Origin of the sequence: Paenibacillus sp. FSL M7-0802 (assembly GCF_038004945.1) — a bacterium.
GTDB classification, from domain to species: Bacteria; Bacillota; Bacilli; order Paenibacillales; family Paenibacillaceae; genus Paenibacillus; species Paenibacillus polymyxa_B.
Map to the genome: position 1 here is coordinate 5,498,557 of NZ_JBBOSD010000001.1, position 16,457 is coordinate 5,515,013.

Annotated in this window: 20 protein-coding genes and 1 pseudogene; 15 read left to right on the forward strand and 6 right to left on the reverse strand. The window is 42.2% G+C overall.

All coding sequences use genetic code 11. From position 1 onward, the window contains the following. Window positions 1–97: 97 nt before the first annotated feature. The 4 genes from hflX (at window position 98) to glnA (ending at window position 4,692) form a co-directional block, all read left to right on the forward strand. Window positions 98–1,384, forward strand: coding sequence for a GTPase HflX (gene hflX, locus MHB54_RS25120; RefSeq protein WP_264453672.1), 1,287 nt, complete (start codon window positions 98–100; stop codon window positions 1,382–1,384). Between the two features lie 111 nt (window positions 1,385–1,495). Next, the gene (locus MHB54_RS25125) at window positions 1,496–2,749 is read left to right on the forward strand and encodes a methionine gamma-lyase family protein (RefSeq protein ID WP_264453673.1); all 1,254 of its coding nucleotides are present in this window, start codon (window positions 1,496–1,498) and stop codon (window positions 2,747–2,749) included. 83 nt (window positions 2,750–2,832) lie between these two features. Further along, on the forward strand, window positions 2,833–3,246 hold the full coding sequence (locus MHB54_RS25130; protein ID WP_007430683.1) for a MerR family transcriptional regulator: 414 nt from the start codon (window positions 2,833–2,835) through the stop codon (window positions 3,244–3,246). Between the two features lie 117 nt (window positions 3,247–3,363). After that, on the forward strand, window positions 3,364–4,692 hold the full coding sequence (gene glnA, locus MHB54_RS25135; protein ID WP_013310575.1) for a type I glutamate--ammonia ligase: 1,329 nt from the start codon (window positions 3,364–3,366) through the stop codon (window positions 4,690–4,692). 583 nt (window positions 4,693–5,275) lie between these two features. Here glnA and MHB54_RS25140 read toward each other — a convergent pair. Together MHB54_RS25140 and MHB54_RS25145 are read right to left on the reverse strand one after the other, a co-directional pair. Beyond that, window positions 5,276–5,632, reverse strand: a complete 357-nt coding sequence (locus MHB54_RS25140; protein ID WP_254664506.1) for a DUF6199 family natural product biosynthesis protein — start codon at window positions 5,630–5,632, stop codon at window positions 5,276–5,278. Continuing rightward, window positions 5,616–6,050 carry a hypothetical protein gene (locus MHB54_RS25145; RefSeq protein WP_023989036.1) on the reverse strand — a complete coding sequence of 145 codons (435 nt, stop codon included), beginning with the start codon at window positions 6,048–6,050 and terminating at the stop codon, window positions 5,616–5,618. Before MHB54_RS25145 ends, MHB54_RS25140 begins: the two co-directional genes overlap by 17 nt. Before the next feature lie 471 nt (window positions 6,051–6,521). On the opposite strand from MHB54_RS25145, the gene MHB54_RS25150 reads away from it, so the two are divergent. The 5 genes from MHB54_RS25150 (at window position 6,522) to MHB54_RS25170 (ending at window position 8,035) form a co-directional block, all read left to right on the forward strand. Then, window positions 6,522–6,665 carry a hypothetical protein gene (locus tag MHB54_RS25150; protein ID WP_155613685.1) on the forward strand — a complete coding sequence of 48 codons (144 nt, stop codon included), beginning with the start codon at window positions 6,522–6,524 and terminating at the stop codon, window positions 6,663–6,665. Between the two features lie 213 nt (window positions 6,666–6,878). Further along, window positions 6,879–7,151 carry a hypothetical protein gene (locus MHB54_RS25155; RefSeq protein WP_071653168.1) on the forward strand — a complete coding sequence of 91 codons (273 nt, stop codon included), beginning with the start codon at window positions 6,879–6,881 and terminating at the stop codon, window positions 7,149–7,151. Between the two features lie 54 nt (window positions 7,152–7,205). Next, window positions 7,206–7,424 carry a hypothetical protein gene (locus MHB54_RS25160; protein ID WP_264453675.1) on the forward strand — a complete coding sequence of 73 codons (219 nt, stop codon included), beginning with the start codon at window positions 7,206–7,208 and terminating at the stop codon, window positions 7,422–7,424. A 144-nt stretch (window positions 7,425–7,568) separates the two neighbouring features. Then, complete coding sequence (locus MHB54_RS25165; protein WP_023989032.1) at window positions 7,569–7,739, forward strand: hypothetical protein; 171 nt, start codon at window positions 7,569–7,571, stop codon at window positions 7,737–7,739. A gap of 170 nt (window positions 7,740–7,909) precedes the next feature. Next, the gene (locus MHB54_RS25170; RefSeq protein WP_023989030.1) at window positions 7,910–8,035 is read left to right on the forward strand and encodes a hypothetical protein; all 126 of its coding nucleotides are present in this window, start codon (window positions 7,910–7,912) and stop codon (window positions 8,033–8,035) included. A gap of 61 nt (window positions 8,036–8,096) precedes the next feature. On the opposite strand, the gene MHB54_RS25175 is transcribed toward MHB54_RS25170, so the two are convergent. Next, on the reverse strand, window positions 8,097–8,423 hold the full coding sequence (locus tag MHB54_RS25175) for a hypothetical protein (protein WP_023989029.1): 327 nt from the start codon (window positions 8,421–8,423) through the stop codon (window positions 8,097–8,099). 135 nt (window positions 8,424–8,558) lie between these two features. Between MHB54_RS25175 and MHB54_RS25180 the strand changes: the two are divergent. The 5 genes and pseudogenes from MHB54_RS25180 to MHB54_RS28775 all read left to right on the forward strand — a co-directional run bounded on the left by MHB54_RS25180 (window position 8,559) and on the right by MHB54_RS28775 (window position 11,057). Further along, window positions 8,559–9,197 (forward strand): annotated as a pseudogene (locus MHB54_RS25180) (hypothetical protein). A gap of 289 nt (window positions 9,198–9,486) precedes the next feature. Next, window positions 9,487–9,744, forward strand: coding sequence for a YdcF family protein (locus MHB54_RS25185; protein WP_071558643.1), 258 nt, complete (start codon window positions 9,487–9,489; stop codon window positions 9,742–9,744). Window positions 9,745–9,800: 56 nt separating this feature from the next. After that, on the forward strand, window positions 9,801–10,256 hold the full coding sequence (locus tag MHB54_RS25190; protein ID WP_071558644.1) for a DinB family protein: 456 nt from the start codon (window positions 9,801–9,803) through the stop codon (window positions 10,254–10,256). A gap of 404 nt (window positions 10,257–10,660) precedes the next feature. Beyond that, window positions 10,661–10,879, forward strand: a complete 219-nt coding sequence (locus MHB54_RS28770) for a hypothetical protein (RefSeq protein WP_023989025.1) — start codon at window positions 10,661–10,663, stop codon at window positions 10,877–10,879. After that, window positions 10,833–11,057, forward strand: a complete 225-nt coding sequence (locus MHB54_RS28775) for a DNA methyltransferase (protein WP_370671133.1) — start codon at window positions 10,833–10,835, stop codon at window positions 11,055–11,057. Before MHB54_RS28770 ends, MHB54_RS28775 begins: the two co-directional genes overlap by 47 nt. A 116-nt stretch (window positions 11,058–11,173) precedes the next feature. Here MHB54_RS28775 and MHB54_RS25200 read toward each other — a convergent pair whose 3' ends face one another. Further along, complete coding sequence (locus tag MHB54_RS25200; RefSeq protein WP_049828348.1) at window positions 11,174–11,731, reverse strand: MepB family protein; 558 nt, start codon at window positions 11,729–11,731, stop codon at window positions 11,174–11,176. A 482-nt stretch (window positions 11,732–12,213) separates the two neighbouring features. Here MHB54_RS25200 and MHB54_RS25205 point away from each other — a divergent pair, with 482 nt between their 5' ends. Further along, a complete protein-coding gene (locus tag MHB54_RS25205) occupies window positions 12,214–12,966 on the forward strand; it encodes a collagen-like protein (RefSeq protein WP_264453677.1) in 753 nt (250 codons plus the stop codon). 780 nt (window positions 12,967–13,746) lie between these two features. Here the strand turns inward: MHB54_RS25205 and MHB54_RS28780 are convergent. Next, on the reverse strand, window positions 13,747–13,989 hold the full coding sequence (locus tag MHB54_RS28780) for an IS3 family transposase (protein WP_143758222.1): 243 nt from the start codon (window positions 13,987–13,989) through the stop codon (window positions 13,747–13,749). A gap of 984 nt (window positions 13,990–14,973) precedes the next feature. After that, window positions 14,974–15,879 carry an EamA family transporter gene (locus tag MHB54_RS25210; RefSeq protein ID WP_076159201.1) on the reverse strand — a complete coding sequence of 302 codons (906 nt, stop codon included), beginning with the start codon at window positions 15,877–15,879 and terminating at the stop codon, window positions 14,974–14,976. Window positions 15,880–16,457: the final 578 nt, after the last annotated feature.

Consider the following 16,457-nt stretch of genomic DNA (forward strand, 5'->3'; position numbering starts at 1 on the left):
GAATCACATCGAATGGTATGACATCGAACGGGGGCCGGCCTGAACATCAGGTCGGTCTCTGTTCGAGAGTTGACATGAAAATAAAGGAGCAAACAATATGGCGAACTCCACTCATGATACACAAACTGAAATGCAGGACAAGGCGGTACTGGTCAGTCTGATTACGGATGAAGTCAAACGATCTGGCATCAATACGGAATACTCGTTGGATGAGCTGGTGAAATTGGCTGAGACAGCGGGAGTTGAAGTACTGAGCGTCCTGACACAGAATAAGGAAGCCAAGGATTCAAAATGGTTTATTGGCAAAGGAAAAGTAGAGGAATTGCGTGCAGTTGCTGAAGAATTGGGAGCGAATACAGCTATTTTTGATCAGGAGCTCTCGGGAGCTCAGGTACGAAATCTGGAAGAAAGTCTGGATCTCAAAATTATTGACCGAACACAGTTGATTCTGGACATTTTTGCTCAACGTGCAAAAACACGGGAAGGTATTATTCAGGTTGAACTGGCACAGTTGTCATATTTACTCCCCCGTTTGTCTGGACATGGCAAAAATCTCTCGCGTCTCGGTGGCGGAATCGGAACACGTGGTCCTGGTGAAAGCAAGCTGGAGACAGACCGTCGTCATATTCGTGACCGAATCAGTGATCTGAAACGCCAACTGGAGGAAGTGACCCGTCACCGGTATTTGCACAGGGAGCGCAGACAAAAGAGTGGTATTGTTCAGGTCGCACTTGTTGGCTATACCAATGCGGGCAAATCGACGCTGTTGAAGCAACTGACAGCAGCCGATGTATATATTGAGAACCAACTGTTTGCGACGCTGGATCCTACCTCCAGAACAATGGAGCTACCGAGTGGAAAAGAAATTATTCTTACGGATACGGTCGGTTTTATCCAAAATCTTCCTCATGATTTGGTTGCTTCCTTCCGGGCTACTTTGGAGGAGGCGAATGAGGCTCATCTCATTTTGCATGTCGTGGACGCTTCCTCGGATATGCGAGACGAACAGATGAAAGTTGTAGAGACGATCTTGCAGCAGCTAGGGGCTGCGGACAAGCCTCAGATCGTATTATTTAACAAAAAAGATGCCTGTACCCCTGAGCAACTGGAAATGCTTCCTTCTGGGGAGGGCTATTTGAAAATTAGTGCTTTTGATGAAGGGGATTTGCTGCGCATTCGTGAACTGATTCAAGAGCATCTGAGTGGGGATACGCTGAGATTTCGCATTCCCGCGGAACGTGGAGATTTAACCTCGGTGCTTTATCGAATCGGAGATGTACTGCTGACAGAGTATGATGGCAATGATGTCATTTATGAGGTTGAGATTCAAAGAGGCGAGTACGAAAAGTACGGTCATGCACTCAGCGAGTTCACAGAAGGTTAACATCTAATGATGTTTTTGGGTCAATAAAATGATAATGCTCATCGTTCAAAGTGAACAATAATATAACATGAATAGCCTAAGGCTGCGTAAGAGAGAGGGTCAAGAAGGTAAATGGTAGTTTTTAGTCCAGAAATTCAGCAAATTCAGAAAACGGCAGAACATAAAATACAAGAACGTATACAGCACATAGATCATATTGTAGATTCAAATCAGTGGAAGGTAATTCAGGCATTCCAGCGGAAGCAAGTGAGCGATTTTCACTTTGCGGGTTCTACGGGATATGCTTACAATGACCGGGGACGTGAGGTGCTGGAAGAAGTCTATGCGGATGTGTTCGGTGCGGAGGCAGCGTTGGTGCGTCCGCATTTTGCCTCGGGTACTCATACAATTGCCACTGCTTTATTTGGTGTGCTGCGTCCAGGGGATGAACTGTTGTACATTACTGGGAGACCTTATGATACCCTCCACAAAGTGATTGGTAAGCCCGGCGATGGAACAGGATCTTTGCAGGATTTTGGTGTTACTTATGGAGAAACCGCACTGACAGAGGAAGGTAAAGTGGACTGGGAAGCGGTGGAGGCTGCGATCCATGCCAATACCAAAGTGATCGGTATTCAGCGTTCACGCGGTTATGATTGGAGAGCTTCGTTTAGTGTAGCAGATATTGAAGAAATGACAGCACGTGTGAAGGAAATAAAACCTGACGTCATTGTCTTTGTTGACAATTGCTACGGTGAATTTACCGAGAAGCTGGAACCTACTCAGGTAGGTGTCGATTTGATGGCAGGTTCGTTGATTAAAAATCCCGGTGGTGGCATTGCAGAAACGGGTGGATATATCTCCGGCAAACAAAAGTATGTAGAGCTAGCAGCCTACCGATTAACTGCACCTGGAATCGGTGGAGAAGTAGGTGCCATGCTAGGTACTACACGAGGCATATTTCAGGGACTATTCCTTGCTCCAACACTGGTTGGGCAAGCGGTTAAAGGGAGCGTATTCGCAGCTGCGGTCTTTGAGGAGATGGGATTTGAGACCAAACCTGCCTGGCATGAAGAGCGTACAGATTTGATTCAGGCTATTTCTTTTAGTGGACCAGAGCATCTAATTGCTTTTGTACAGGGCATTCAGCGTGCGGCTGCCGTGGATAGCCATGTGGTGCCGGAGCCGTGGGATATGCCGGGTTATGAGCATCCAGTTATCATGGCTGCAGGTACGTTCATACAAGGGGGAAGTTTGGAACTATCTGCGGATGCTCCGATTCGTGAGCCTTATATTGGTTACATGCAAGGGGGCTTAACCTACTCTCATGTTAAATTTGGAGTGCTTATGGCTCTGCAAACGATGAAAGAACGTAAATTATTGTGAGTTTTTCTAACATGTCATTGACACTTTGCATCAGCTAAATGTACAATAAGGTGAATAATAGATCACTGGAAGGTTGATGACAAATGGGCGACGAAATTCGCAGAAATATGGCCTTATTTCCAATAGGTATTGTCATGAAGCTAACGGACTTGTCAGCACGTCAGATTCGTTATTATGAACAGCATAACTTGATAGTTCCTGCCCGTACATCGGGAAACCAACGTCTTTTTTCTTTTAATGACGTAGAGCGTCTGCTTGAAATTAAGGCGTTGATCGAGAAGGGTGTTAACATTGCGGGAATTAAACAAGTCATGAATCCGGTTACCAAGGAATCGGAGGAAGCTACGGTTATTACAGCAGATACGGAAGTCAAACGCCGTGAAATGTCCGATACTCAGCTTCACCGCTTACTGAAACAACAACTTGTTGCAGGCAAAAGACCAGGACAGGTATCCCTGATCCAAGGCGAATTATCACGGTTCTTCAATAAGAGATAATGCTTTGACTTACCTCCTGGTATAAGGTCGCTTTACTTTAAAACCCGGTCTCATCATTTAAGTAATTTATAGAACAGCCGATTCGTATATAGTCGTTACAGAAAGGGAGAGGTTAGAGTGAGTTATAGCAGAGAAGATATCCTTCGGATTGCGAAAGAAGAAAATGTTCGTTTTATTCGTTTGCAATTTACAGATTTGCTGGGCACTATTAAGAACGTTGAAATTCCGGTTAGTCAACTGGAAAAAGCATTGGATAATAAAATGATGTTTGACGGTTCTTCCATAGAAGGTTATGTGCGTATTGAAGAATCTGATATGTATTTATATCCGGATTTGGACACTTGGGTTGTATTCCCTTGGGTAACCTCGGATCGTGTAGCTCGTTTGATCTGCGATATTTACAAGCCGGACGGAGTTCCGTTTGCAGGCGACCCGCGGGGTATCTTGAAACGTGTACTTAAGGAAGCAGAAGAGTTGGGATATACTTCGATGAATGTCGGACCAGAGCCTGAATTCTTCTTGTTCAAAACGGATGAAAAAGGCGAGCCAACTACAGAACTGAATGACCAAGGCGGGTATTTTGACCTGGCTCCGATGGATCTAGGTGAAAACTGCCGTCGTGAAATTGTACTTAAGCTTGAAGAGATGGGCTTCGAAATTGAAGCATCTCATCATGAAGTTGCACCTGGTCAGCATGAGATTGACTTTAAATATGCAGATGCAATTAAAGCTGCCGACCAGATTCAAACGTTCAAGCTCGTTGTTAAGACGATTGCTCGTCAGCATGGTTTGCATGCTACCTTTATGCCAAAACCTTTGTTTGGTGTAAATGGCTCCGGTATGCACTGCAATCAATCCTTGTTTAAGGATAATGAAAATGTATTTTATGATGAAACGGATGAACTCGGATTAAGCCAGACGGCCCGCCACTATATGGCTGGTATTCTTAAACATGCACGTGCAATGGCAGCGATCACGAATCCAACGGTAAATTCCTACAAACGTCTCGTACCAGGTTATGAAGCGCCTTGTTATGTGGCTTGGTCTGCAAGCAATCGCAGTCCAATGATTCGGATTCCCGCATCTCGTGGTCTGAGCACTCGCGTCGAAGTTCGTAACCCTGACCCGGCGGCGAATCCTTATTTGGCCTTGGCAGTGATGCTGAGAGCCGGTTTGGATGGTATCAAACGTCAGTTGGCTCTGCCAGCTCCGATTGATCGTAACATTTACGTGATGTCTGAGGAAGAGCGGATTGAAGAAGGCATTCCAAGTCTGCCTGCAGACTTGAAAGAAGCTTTGTCTGAGCTTATTCGGAGCGAAGTTATCTCTGACGCACTGGGCGACCATGCTCTGGCCTACTTCTATGAGCTTAAGGAAATTGAATGGGATATGTATCGCACCCAAGTGCATCAATGGGAACGTGATCAATATCTGACTCTTTACTAAAATGGGAATCCCTTGGCGCTCTAAGCGTTGAGGGATTTTTTTTTTTGTGTGTGTAATCCATCCGTCATTTGAGACTAATTAGTTCTCCCCACAATCTCCCCATAAAAAAAATATTATTGAAGAAGACTCCCGGTAAAAGACTCATATTTCTCCATGCTATTCATCTCTATTTTTTTGTAGAAGTGTGCATAAACGTCGGCTGTGAAAAAATTTCAAACTAACGTTGAATGCAAATATGTGTTGGATGCCTTGAAAGTCTTAGAAAATGAAGTCATTACACTCGGGTATACTGGCTCTTCTAAGCTACTCACACTCCAAAGTGACGAGTCGAGTTTCTACATTGTTCTTCCTTATAGGTGGCTGGTTAGATGAGTAATTACTATGCGAGAAAAATGATTTTTACTACTTACTACAGCGGCAGACTGATCTTTGAAGATTAAGGAAGTTCGATTGCTGAAAGCTATGGATAGGAGACAGATTTCTGTTTTTGAAAACGTGAGCAGTGACATTTTGGGAGTCGCCGCCAAACAGCAAGTGCCTTATGGATGTGGGTAATTTGAGGATTGAAAACAGATAGTAGAACTTACAGGAATATAACCAAAAGTCCACATGTTAAAAAGAAGAACCCAAAGAGAATCGATACAGAGCCTCTAAATTTCATGTCATCAATGTAAGCATCACTTGGTTCTGAGTCACCTTTGATCTTCCAGGCTTCGTTTGCACGCCATCCCCAAGTGGGATTTCGTTTACTTAAAATACCAAGCGAGAAAAAAATAATCGCAATAAGAATAAGCATGAATCCCATTGGATCAGCCCCTTTAAGTAAACTATACCAAAAAAGAACGACAGATGGAAAGTATCGTCCCTCAAGGACGGATAGAAGAAAAATAAGAGGGCTTTGCCCTCCATCTGAAGGTGTAATTTTAATCTGAATAGGCAACCGCGTTAAAACTTTCTATTCCTATTCGGGTGGCATCCGCTGTGCAAAATAGATATAAGGTATACACCAATTCATTTGATGGTGGTAGAGGGACATTGTAATCGGAAGCATTAATGGTGACGACCTGCACAGCGTTGGGATTTGCCTCGGAGACACTAACAGAGTAAAGGGCGTAAGCAACAGGAGAGTCGAGAGTGCCTCTAACAATAGAAATAGCAATAACGGAGTCAAATGGTGGAGTAGTGGGAAATGAAAGCTCAGCAATCCCTGATAATTGTACACGCATATTTTCCCCAGCGCCCGTCACGTCTAAGCCAAGCTCTGCGATGGCTACAGGAGTATTGGCTGGCAAGGGAATTGAGATTGTATTACCATAGCTTGCATTTTGAGATGTTCGAGCATCTAACAATCTAGTCATTATCTCATCTCCTTTTTAATAGTTTATGCAGAAGATATTCAGTGTTGAGGGCTTGGTGGATATGCCTCTAAGCTAATGCGGTGTATTGCGTCATTATCGGCCCCGAAGGGTAGAGAGGAAGGATACAAGATGGAACTTAGCGAGAAACAGTTGGAGAGTGTGAGCACGCTTTGTGCTTAACTACAACATGAAGCCGACAAAAACAATTTTTACTGTGACACGGTCGATCGGTTTGGAATGATCTTGTTGCTAAAGGGTTAGCTACAAAACGAGGCGGATGGGATGAGAAAAGTGCATATTTTCGCCTGACATATGAAGATGCGAAGACCGTTTATACAAAGCCAATGCCATGAAAGTATTTTGGAGCATTGCATTAAAAAGTTTTGAACCCATAGGGGACAAGAAGGAGGGGCAACTTTCCATAAAGGAGAGAGACACAATGCATCCCCTATACCAAAGGAGAGATAACCCGTGAGTAAATACAAAGTGTATGAAACAGTAGCGGTGAGACAGTTGGTATATCTAGGAGAATACGAAGGGAATAGAATGCGTGAGATCGGAGCGCAGATTCGGTCTGAAAAGCCCAATATGATCATAACCCCACAAGAAATATAAGAATTAGGGAGATTAGAACTGATTGACATAGATATTAGACAAATCAAAGAGGATTGAGGCATAACAGCCTCTTACCCTATATACCTATAATGAGCGATAAGCACAGTGGGGTAATACACTTCAAACGCTACATAGAGCGGTTTTACGTGGATGAGGTAGGGAGTAACCACCAATACAATACGCTCACCCAGGAACGTTGGAAGGATGATAGATATGAATGTGTGGCCGATATCGGCTATTAAACAAGATGGTAAGTCCAGATGTGCCAACTGCGGAAAGCCGATAAGCGAAGCTAGAGAAATACTTACAGGGAGGTTATACGATGGGGAGTTTGCTTGCTGTCGGGAATGTGATGATGAACATGAAGAATTAGGCAGCCCCATTGAACATGGGATAAGATATCGTGATTTGAATATTAAGCCTATACAGGGTGTCGGTCACACGGCACCAAAGGGAGAATATATAGATGAAAATCGTAGTGAATAATGAGCAGGAAGCGGACTGCGTCGCTTCTTCCAAGACGGACACGAATATTCGATCATGGACTTGATCAAATCAGAAAAGGAAAAACAAGAAGACACAGAAGACTTGCAAGGAGAAGATTTTCGCATTTTGGCAGAAGGATTTTTTTGGTCAGAACTGCATATAGAGATTGATCGAAAAGAAGAAGAACTGAAATTTCGAGACGACGATTGGGTGACAGGAGAATGCATACACTGTGGTACTCATACGACGGGAAACAATCGCGATGAAGATTAACCTATAGTGAGTGAAAAGCGATGGATTCTCCTGAATCGCGGGCTACTTGGCGATGCGAGGATTGTTACAATCGTCTATGTCCGTGCTGCTCAGAACGTCTTATAGGAGACGATGAAGACGACGAATGCTGGGGGAGGAACAACAATGACAGATAAACCAGACTGGGAAAAGCGAATGGTTTACTGGATACTGGAAGCCGAAAAAGAAAAAAGTTGGGCAGATAATATAGAAAAACGGTTGTATTTTTCGAACACCGAAAATGAAATTATTGAAAGGAAACATAAAGGTACTCGTCGATACTCAAAAGGAATCTGAATCCCTAATACAACAAAGGATGCAGAGATAGCCAGACTAAACGGGTCACTCATGAAAGCCTTCCAGCTGTGGACTGATTATTTTAATGCACCGAGCGCAGAGGGCAAAGTGTGTATTAATATCGAGTTATCTAAAGTGTTTGCGAATGCGGCGGTCAAGGAGGATGCCACATGATACGCGCATATACCACTATATTAGCTGCTGTACTGTTGTTTATAGGTGTAGTACAAGTAGATAGGTATATGTTGATTGAGACTGTGCCGGCAAGCGAGGTGAGGATTAAATATGGAAAATAATAACGATGAAAAAAGTAAGCACCTATGAAAAAAAGTGCTTACTTTAAAGTTAGTTTTATTATTAAGGGAATATTTTGTAAATGTAGCCTTGATATAATGGGCATACTTTGTTGTTGCCTTTTTGTTGCCATTTATATAAATTAATATTTCCTCCAAATCCTCCTGTCATGTAAAATTTTTGAGTTGGAACTGTCGATTTCATATCCTCTTTAACTGTTGCACCTCTGATGCCACTTACCCATTTTTTGTTCCCTTGAGGCGGATCATATGGTGACTGAGAAGAAATATTTGCTGAAGTTGGGGCTTGTTCTGCAAAACCTAAAGACGGTACAGACAATGCCCCAAGAAGAACTGTGCCAGCAGCCAAAGCAATAATAGATTTTCTCAAAAGTAAAGCCTCCTTAGTTTGTTTTCTTCGTATGCAAACTATGGTGTAAGGTAATTATAGTGTTTTGATTTACATATATCTACCAAAAATAACGATTTCACCAAATTATCACATTATATAAAGGAATGATAAACGATGAATGACGATCAAATGTGTATAGTTAATAGTCTTGAAGATGAGTCTTCTGATACACAAAAGATAATCCAGGTAAACTTTTTTTCGGACATTGAGCAGGAAGATATTCGAAAAACAAAGTGGCTTCTTAGTAAGTATGTTGATATGATCGAGGTGATCAAAAACTATGAGTTTGCTCTCCAGTAGATTGAAAACGGAATGTCTGCGTATGAGTTACTTTCCGCCGAGGGGGCAATTGCAAAACGAGAGTCAGGTCAGAAGTTAACGGCAGGTGTAACAGCAAACGCTGTAATCCTAAAGGACAAAGGGCATATGAATTACAAATTCTATCAATTCATCACAAACAATGTCCGCTTCGCCGTAAACAACATGAGGGATCCACACGAGGGACTTGCTGCTAAGCTGCTGTTCATAGACGGTAAAAAATACCTCAAGGCCCAGCAGTATATGGAGAAGGGATACAGAAAAGATGTGCCTGGTATCTCAGCTACGACATTTGCAGTTAAACGACGACGAGCGATTGTAAATATAGCAAACAGTCTTAAAATTAATCGGACTTTGGATTTTGTGATTATTGACTATGGTCGGGGCCGCAACAAGGAAGGTGAAATCGGACTTAGGATGCCAGAAGTAAATTAGACCGTAAGGGCTTAAGCCTTTGCGGTCTTTATTGAGGTGTCAGAAGAAAATAAAGTTCTAGACAGAAAAATAAAGTAATAGTCTGAAGCTAACGGGCAGGAAAGTTTAACCAAATAGCGAATGGATAGTCTTTGAATACTTCGAAAATACCGGATTCCAGGGTGTTAATACTGAGGAGTTCTACATATGTCATTCCCCTTTGATTGTATTAGTGATTTTATGTTTTTCGAAACAGAGTTGGAACAGTCAGACATTATATTAATTCCCAGGAGCAAGTCATCCTCAATTAATGGAAAGAGTTGCAACATTGTACCATAGCGGTATCGCTCAATTTATTCTACCTTCTGGTGGTACGATCCCTCATGTAGAAACAGCCGAATGGGAGTTTCTAAAAAATGTCGGGGTAGCGTTAGGAGTACCTTCAGAATCATTACTTAAAGAAGATAAAGCAACTAATACCTTTGAAAATGTACGTTTCTCCTTGGAAGTGTTACAGCAACAAGGAATTCATCCAAAAAAGGTTGTTTTAGTTCATTCAAATGATTAAACTAACGAATAACAGTAGGTTCAAGTAATCGATGAAACGAAGAGGGGGGAACCGAAATGAAGACGATCAAGTGCATGATGGACCACCTGTACTGGGCGGACGGGCGCATCTTGGACGTGCTTGAGGAGAGTGAGACGAAGAACAAGGACCTTCTGAAGCTGGTTCGGCACGTCGCGGTCGCGGAACGAGTCTGGCTGTCCCGATTGCAGGGCAAGGGCAGCACGCAATATTCGTTGTGGGAGGAAGTGGAAGATCTGAAGGCGATCCGGACGATGTTCGAAGAAAACGCCGAGCAATATCGCGTCTATATCGAAGGGCTCGAGGAATCCGAGTTGGACGAGATGATCGACTATGCGAACCAGAGCGGGGTTCCGTTCCGAACGTCCGTACGGGACATCCTGTCGCAGGTCCTCTTACATGGGCAATATCACCGGGGGCAGATCAACCGGGCACTTCGGATCGAATCGGCAGAGCCTGCCCAAGTCGATTACATCACGTTCGCGAGGCTCTAACAGGGCCTAATAATCACCATTACTCGGAATGGGATTGGTATTGAACTAACGGGACACGTTAGTTTAATGGAACAGCGACAGTCTAGGACCTTTATTTTTTCATCCTTGGTTGTCGCTGTTCTAATTTCTAAGGTCAGTCTAAAACTTATTTTATGGAGTTTTCTTAGAACAATAAAGTTGTGTACTAGCGAGTCAACTACAATTATTTTCCCCTGTGCGATATACAATAAAGTTGTGTACCAAAATCCAATATTTGCGATTTATATTTTTTTTAATATTCTAAAAATATGTACGTTAAACCCTTATAAATATGTTCTCCTGTCTTTAACTTTTCAAATATTTCTTTACCATAATACCGCTCTCTATTTAAACCAAAGCAGCCGTCCTGATTTTAGCAAAGCCTGATGACACTTGTTCATCAGGCTTTTGTTTCTACTAAGAAACATACTTTTGTTATTGTAGAAAGAAAATTTGAGGATGCTATGAATGCTGCTTCCTTTGGTTGGGCACAGTATCGTTTTAAACATGAGCCGATCTTTTACGCTCATCTGAAAAGCAAGGCTCCAGCCCGATACGGTGATCGGAACACAGACTACGGTATGGAAGGCTGGTCTTCCTGTTGAGGAACCGCTGCCTAGGACAGTATGGGAAGTTTCACGGGGCAATGTAAATAAGTATGTTCACCCCACTCAGATGCCCCTTGATCTACTAGCTATTCCCATTATGAATAGTAGCCAGCTTAGTGGCGTAGTTGTCAATTTCTTTGGCGGCAGCGGCTCTACCCTTATGGCCTGTGATTAGCTTGACCGCTGTTGCAGGACCATGGAACTGGACCCGGTATTTTGTGATGTGATTAAAATGCGATATCAGCAGGCAACCGGCATGGAGCCGGTACGTCTTTCTAATGTTGCAACACATTATTCTAAATCGTAAAGTACGTTTGCACGAGAAATGTCTATTGGTTCGTTTACAGGTATGTTAAGAAAATACTTTAACTGCCATGTCTGAGTTTTTTGAGCCTGAAGGCTTGTAGGCGTGTCCCATGGTGGATAAATACGTATTGCTCTTTTACCACCTTCACCTTTGTTAGATAATATTTTATGTTTAATCAGAATGGATTTTGGGAATACAAATTGCCCCAAGCTACTGTCTTTACGTGCACTAATAACCAAAAAGTCGATTGGATCTGATACGTCATAGGGTTGTATTGGTCCATCCCCAATTCTCTTATATATAGTCACAAATTGCCCGATCTTTTTTGGAGTTGTCTTTGCAATACGGAATCGTATAGAGTGGGCATTTAAATTAAAGAAGTAGGCCCCATAGTCAGCGTTTTGTTTTTCTGGAATTGGTCCAGTACATTTAAAATTGCATGGATTATAAACTGAAACTTTAGCGGCAAGCAGGTCGGTATGAATCTTATCAGATGCTGTCCAAGAATTTTGGTCACCAGAAGATATTTCTTTGTTAACCATTGTTATTTATTCTCCCCCATATATAAAACCGTTGTTTAACGTAGCATTCACTATATTAATGTAACCGCAGATGGTTCACAAGTTTGTGTATATTCTGCCTAGTATAAATAAAAAGGGAGACGCGTGAACGTCTCCCCAATGACAATGGGACAGACAACGAATAGCAAGAGACACTACTACAGCGCGAAATAGAGTTCGTAGAGGGTATCCTTGATCAATGGTATAGTACCGAAAGATTGTTAAGGCTGGTATAGCTCAGTGGGTCAAAGACCTACAGGCTAGAAATATAAAAATGCAGATAGTGCAGAATCTGGATCGGTTGATTGAACTGGATATAAGCTTCAGAAGGATGAGCTGTAATAATGCTAACACGATAGAGTCAGACCTATGCCTATTTTCCCAAGATGAAGTCAACAGCCCAATCTTTTTGGTTAATTGCACAATAAACTACTTTGACTAGACTTTGGAGGTGATCATTAAATATGTTTCGACATTATTATTGGCAAAAGAAAATGCATCGGAGAAAATTTAGAAGATGTGTAGTTAAAAAAGTCAAAGTTTTACCGAAAGTTATTGTTAAAGGGATCCGAGGACCTCAAGGACCTCAAGGACCTCAGGGACCACAGGGACTGCCGGGTCCACAGGGAGTTCCAGGCGCTCAAGGCCAGCAAGGGCTACAAGGTTTTCAAGGAATTCCTGGACCAACAGGACCAGCAGGAGCAGTAGGTCCAGCAGGACCAGTGGGACCGGCAGGAGCGATAGGTCCAGCAGGACCAGCGGGAACGGTAGGACCAGCAGGAGCAACGGGGGCAGCAGGGCCTGCTGGCGCCGGGATATCAGACTTCTTAAGTGTTTTCCGAGCAGATCCTGGTACGGGAACCGACACAGTTCCGGGTAACTCACCAATTACCTTTACTGGAGTTTTGGCTAATGTTGGTGGTGCATTTACTTTTACTCCTCCATCTCCAACGATAACAATCAACGAAACGGGGAGCTATCTAATAGATTTTACAATTCATAACCAAGGCAATGCTGACTTTAACCTTACCGTAAATGGATTCCCTGTTACCCCAGTACCTTTCACGGGTAACGGTGGCGGACCAACTTCGGCAGAAGTCATTATTACTGTAGGGGTCGTTCCTACAACTATTCAATTAGTAAATGCAAATGCAACCCCAGCCCAACTTCATAACTTTACCAATACTACTCTTACTATATTAAAGTTGACTATTTAAGCCATTCTTAATGATATATAGAACATTATATGTAGCCGCTTTAGAAAAGACTGTACGATTTCATATCGTCAGTTTGTCTAATTACACTCATAGTAAGCAGACGTATTTATGGGGGGGATTGTGTAGCATGGCAAGAGAACGTAGTGGTAGTAATAAGATCCATTAAACATTACCACTACTCCAAAGCCTATCTTTAAAGTTAAAATGGAAAATCCGTAGTAACATGGTAAAAAGCAATGATATTATTCAGACATAGAAATATGGATGCTAAGAAGGTCAGGAAACTTTTCCTACCTTCTTTTTTTGTTGTGACAAAATAGGAACTATTGCTTTGATCCGTCAGAAACGACAACTCATGAGCGGCAATCAATATAAATTTTCTTTTTCGATTGGTCGCGAAAAATGGGAAGCTACAGAAGAACGGGCCGAGGTCGATTGGCCTAAAGTTTAGGCATTGCATAAGGAAGCCTTTAATCTTGTGTTGGTAGAAGGACTGACGGAGGATGAATACGAAAATGTAGATGAAGAGGGCATTAAGGAGTTGGACGGCCTCTTAGAACGATTTCTATAAGGAGTCGTTTCCACCTGATGAAGATTATGAGCCTGACGACGAAAGAAGGCCAAGAACAGAAACCGGGAATTCGAAATCATTCTCCACGGTGGTAAGGTGGAAAATAAAAAGCCGAAGAAGGTCAAGTCGCTATCTGATCTTGGTTTCTTCGCAAATTCCGCAATCATGAAGTGACCCCTTTCAAGCAGGCAGCTATCAAAAAGCAATAATTAAGCAGCCTGAGTACTGTATTCATAAGGAGTCAGGTTGTTTAGTTTCTCATGAGAGCGTTCATGGTTGTAGAAATGGATATACTTCTGGATGGCATGCTCCACCTGTTGAGCTGAGGCGAGAGGTATATTGAAATCCTTGGTCGCTATGCAGTAACACCTCGCGCGTCCTGTCGCTTCCTTGCCTTTTTCACCGTATCTAACACCAGGCTCAAATCTTTCTGCGGCTGATCTGGTAGGCAACCATTACGTTGTTAAGAAGATCCTGAATCGCGGAAAGGTAGAGTCTCTGTCCATTGAACATGAGGTAAGTGATGTCCGTTACCCACTTTTGATTCGGCTGGTCAGTCTTAAACTCCCGGTTCAGATGATTGCCAGAAACAACGTAGGCTACTTTCTTGCCATAGTAGTACGATGCTATGTCCCTTACTAAGCAATTCTTGGATCACCGCAAACTTTTTACTCTTGGGTACAGCATCCATTCCTCCGTTCACATTTGCAAGAGCTTTTTTAGCATTTCATTTTTCGCTTCGAGGCGTTTCAGCTTGACCTCCGGATATTCGGGTCGTGTTCGAGGTCTGCCGATGCCTGGCCCTTTTGCTTTGCCTCGTTTTTCCTCTAGACCATTAACTAACTTATCTTCTCTTAGAAAAGGAAACCGGGATCGGCAGGAATACATGGATCTGGCGTATACCTGAAGCAATCCATGATTTAAACAAGCGAATCCCAAGGACTATCGGATTAACAGAAAATGATGATGTATACTTTCCAAATATTGAACAAATCTTTGAAGTTTACAAAAATGACAAGAACAAAATATTTAACGAGCTTCACTTCATCGAAGCAACTTTCATTGAGCATAATAATGAGGCTAAGAGTCTAAAAGAGGAGCTTAATCAGCCTAAAGATAATTTGATTATGCTTGATAATAAAAACAGAAAACATACGAGTTTGGAAAATTTGGGGAGCTATATTTGAAACTGAGGAATCTAATCCTGCGAAAAAAAATTTAACCTTTCAAACATGAAAAACAGGTTTAGCCATATATTCAAAAAGGACCGATAGGTCCTTTTTTGTTTGAACAGAGCGGGTGAATCTTCTAAGACTATGATTTTGAAATCTGGGATGAGCGTTATAAGCCCCCGCATTTTACACAGCGTTGTAAATGCTTCAAATCTTATTCTGAAATCATTGTCCATCTAACCTATTAAAATTATAGATATCTTGTTATGCTGTGTTCTTCTTCACTAAAGTCTGTGGTTTTGATCCTCTGTGTCTTATGTTGCTAAATGCGATGCCACATAAAATGATGATAACACCGATCCATTGAGACCAGCCTACAAATTCTCCTAATACAAGAGAAGACATAATAACGGCCATGGGTAATTCAGATGCAGTCATAATTGTACCCATTCCTGAACCAATATGTGGCATACCTATGGAGTACAAAAGCGGAGGCAGCACAACTCCGAACACCCCGAGGACTAATCCAAAAGGACTCAATCCTGCCAGCACATCGAGGTTAAATAAGAAGGTTGGCGGAAATACCACAAAAACAGTAGTAACAGCTCCGGTTGAAAGAAGGGCGCTTTTCAGTATGGGCGAAGTTTCTTTCGCAACAGCACCACTGAGGAAAACAAATAAAGCGAATGTTGAAGCAGCCAATAGCCCCCAAATCGTTCCTTGCCACGAGAGTGAGAGATCACCTTGAGAAAAAATGTTTGCCGCCAAAACCGAGCCGATGAGCAGTATTCCAATCGAGATAAGTTTACCCCTGGTTGGTTTTTTCTTCTGGAGAACCCATTCGTATAGTGTCCCAATCCAAACAAACTGAAATAAAAGGACGATAGCTAGGGAAGCATTTATGGTCTGTAGCGATTGATAATAAAACATACCTGTCAGTCCAAATGGAATTCCGGATAGAAGGAGTTTTGTAACCTGCTTGTACGTAAGGTTTTTCTTTTTTACAAAAATTACAAACATCCAGCTCAAAACTGCACCAAAGAAATACTGCACACCAGTTACCTCTGGTGTTGAAAAACCAGCGCTATATGCCAGTTTAACAAATGTGGAAAGTATGCCGTAACAACAACCTCCCAAGAAAACAATAACTGCATAATGCCACAACTTCATGAACAATCCTCCTTTTTTGAATACAAAAAAGCCACACAAATGCGTAAAGGCATTCGTGTGGCGAAAATAGAGATGACTCTCTAGAAAAATCCACATCCATCGGGTTTTAGTATTTCGTTCATTTCGGTATCAGTATAAAAGCAAAGGTTTGTTCTTGTCAATAATCTGATTCGGAGAGAATCAGGATGAAATCTAAAGTAGGTCAAAGCGACAGTAACAGTTAAATACAAAGTAATGTGATTAAATAGCAATCAAGCCCAAATTATTTTTTGAATATTTGGGCCAAAATTACTTCATATGTGAAATGTAAGAATGTTCATGTGGATTTCTCTCTACAAGTTAAATTCCTGAGGAAAAAACCTTGCATTTTCAAAAAAGAGTGTTTTATTATTGTCCGCAAAGGGAGCTTGTACATCAACTGGATTGTGACTGTTCAATCAGGCAATACCATTTCTGGCCAGAAAAGACGTACCTTCAGCTAACTTTCACAAAATTTGAGGGCTGTGACAAATCGGAAATCGCTAACACAGCCTTACAGGATTTAACCGTCGCAGGGCAAAACCTGGATCGCTAAACTT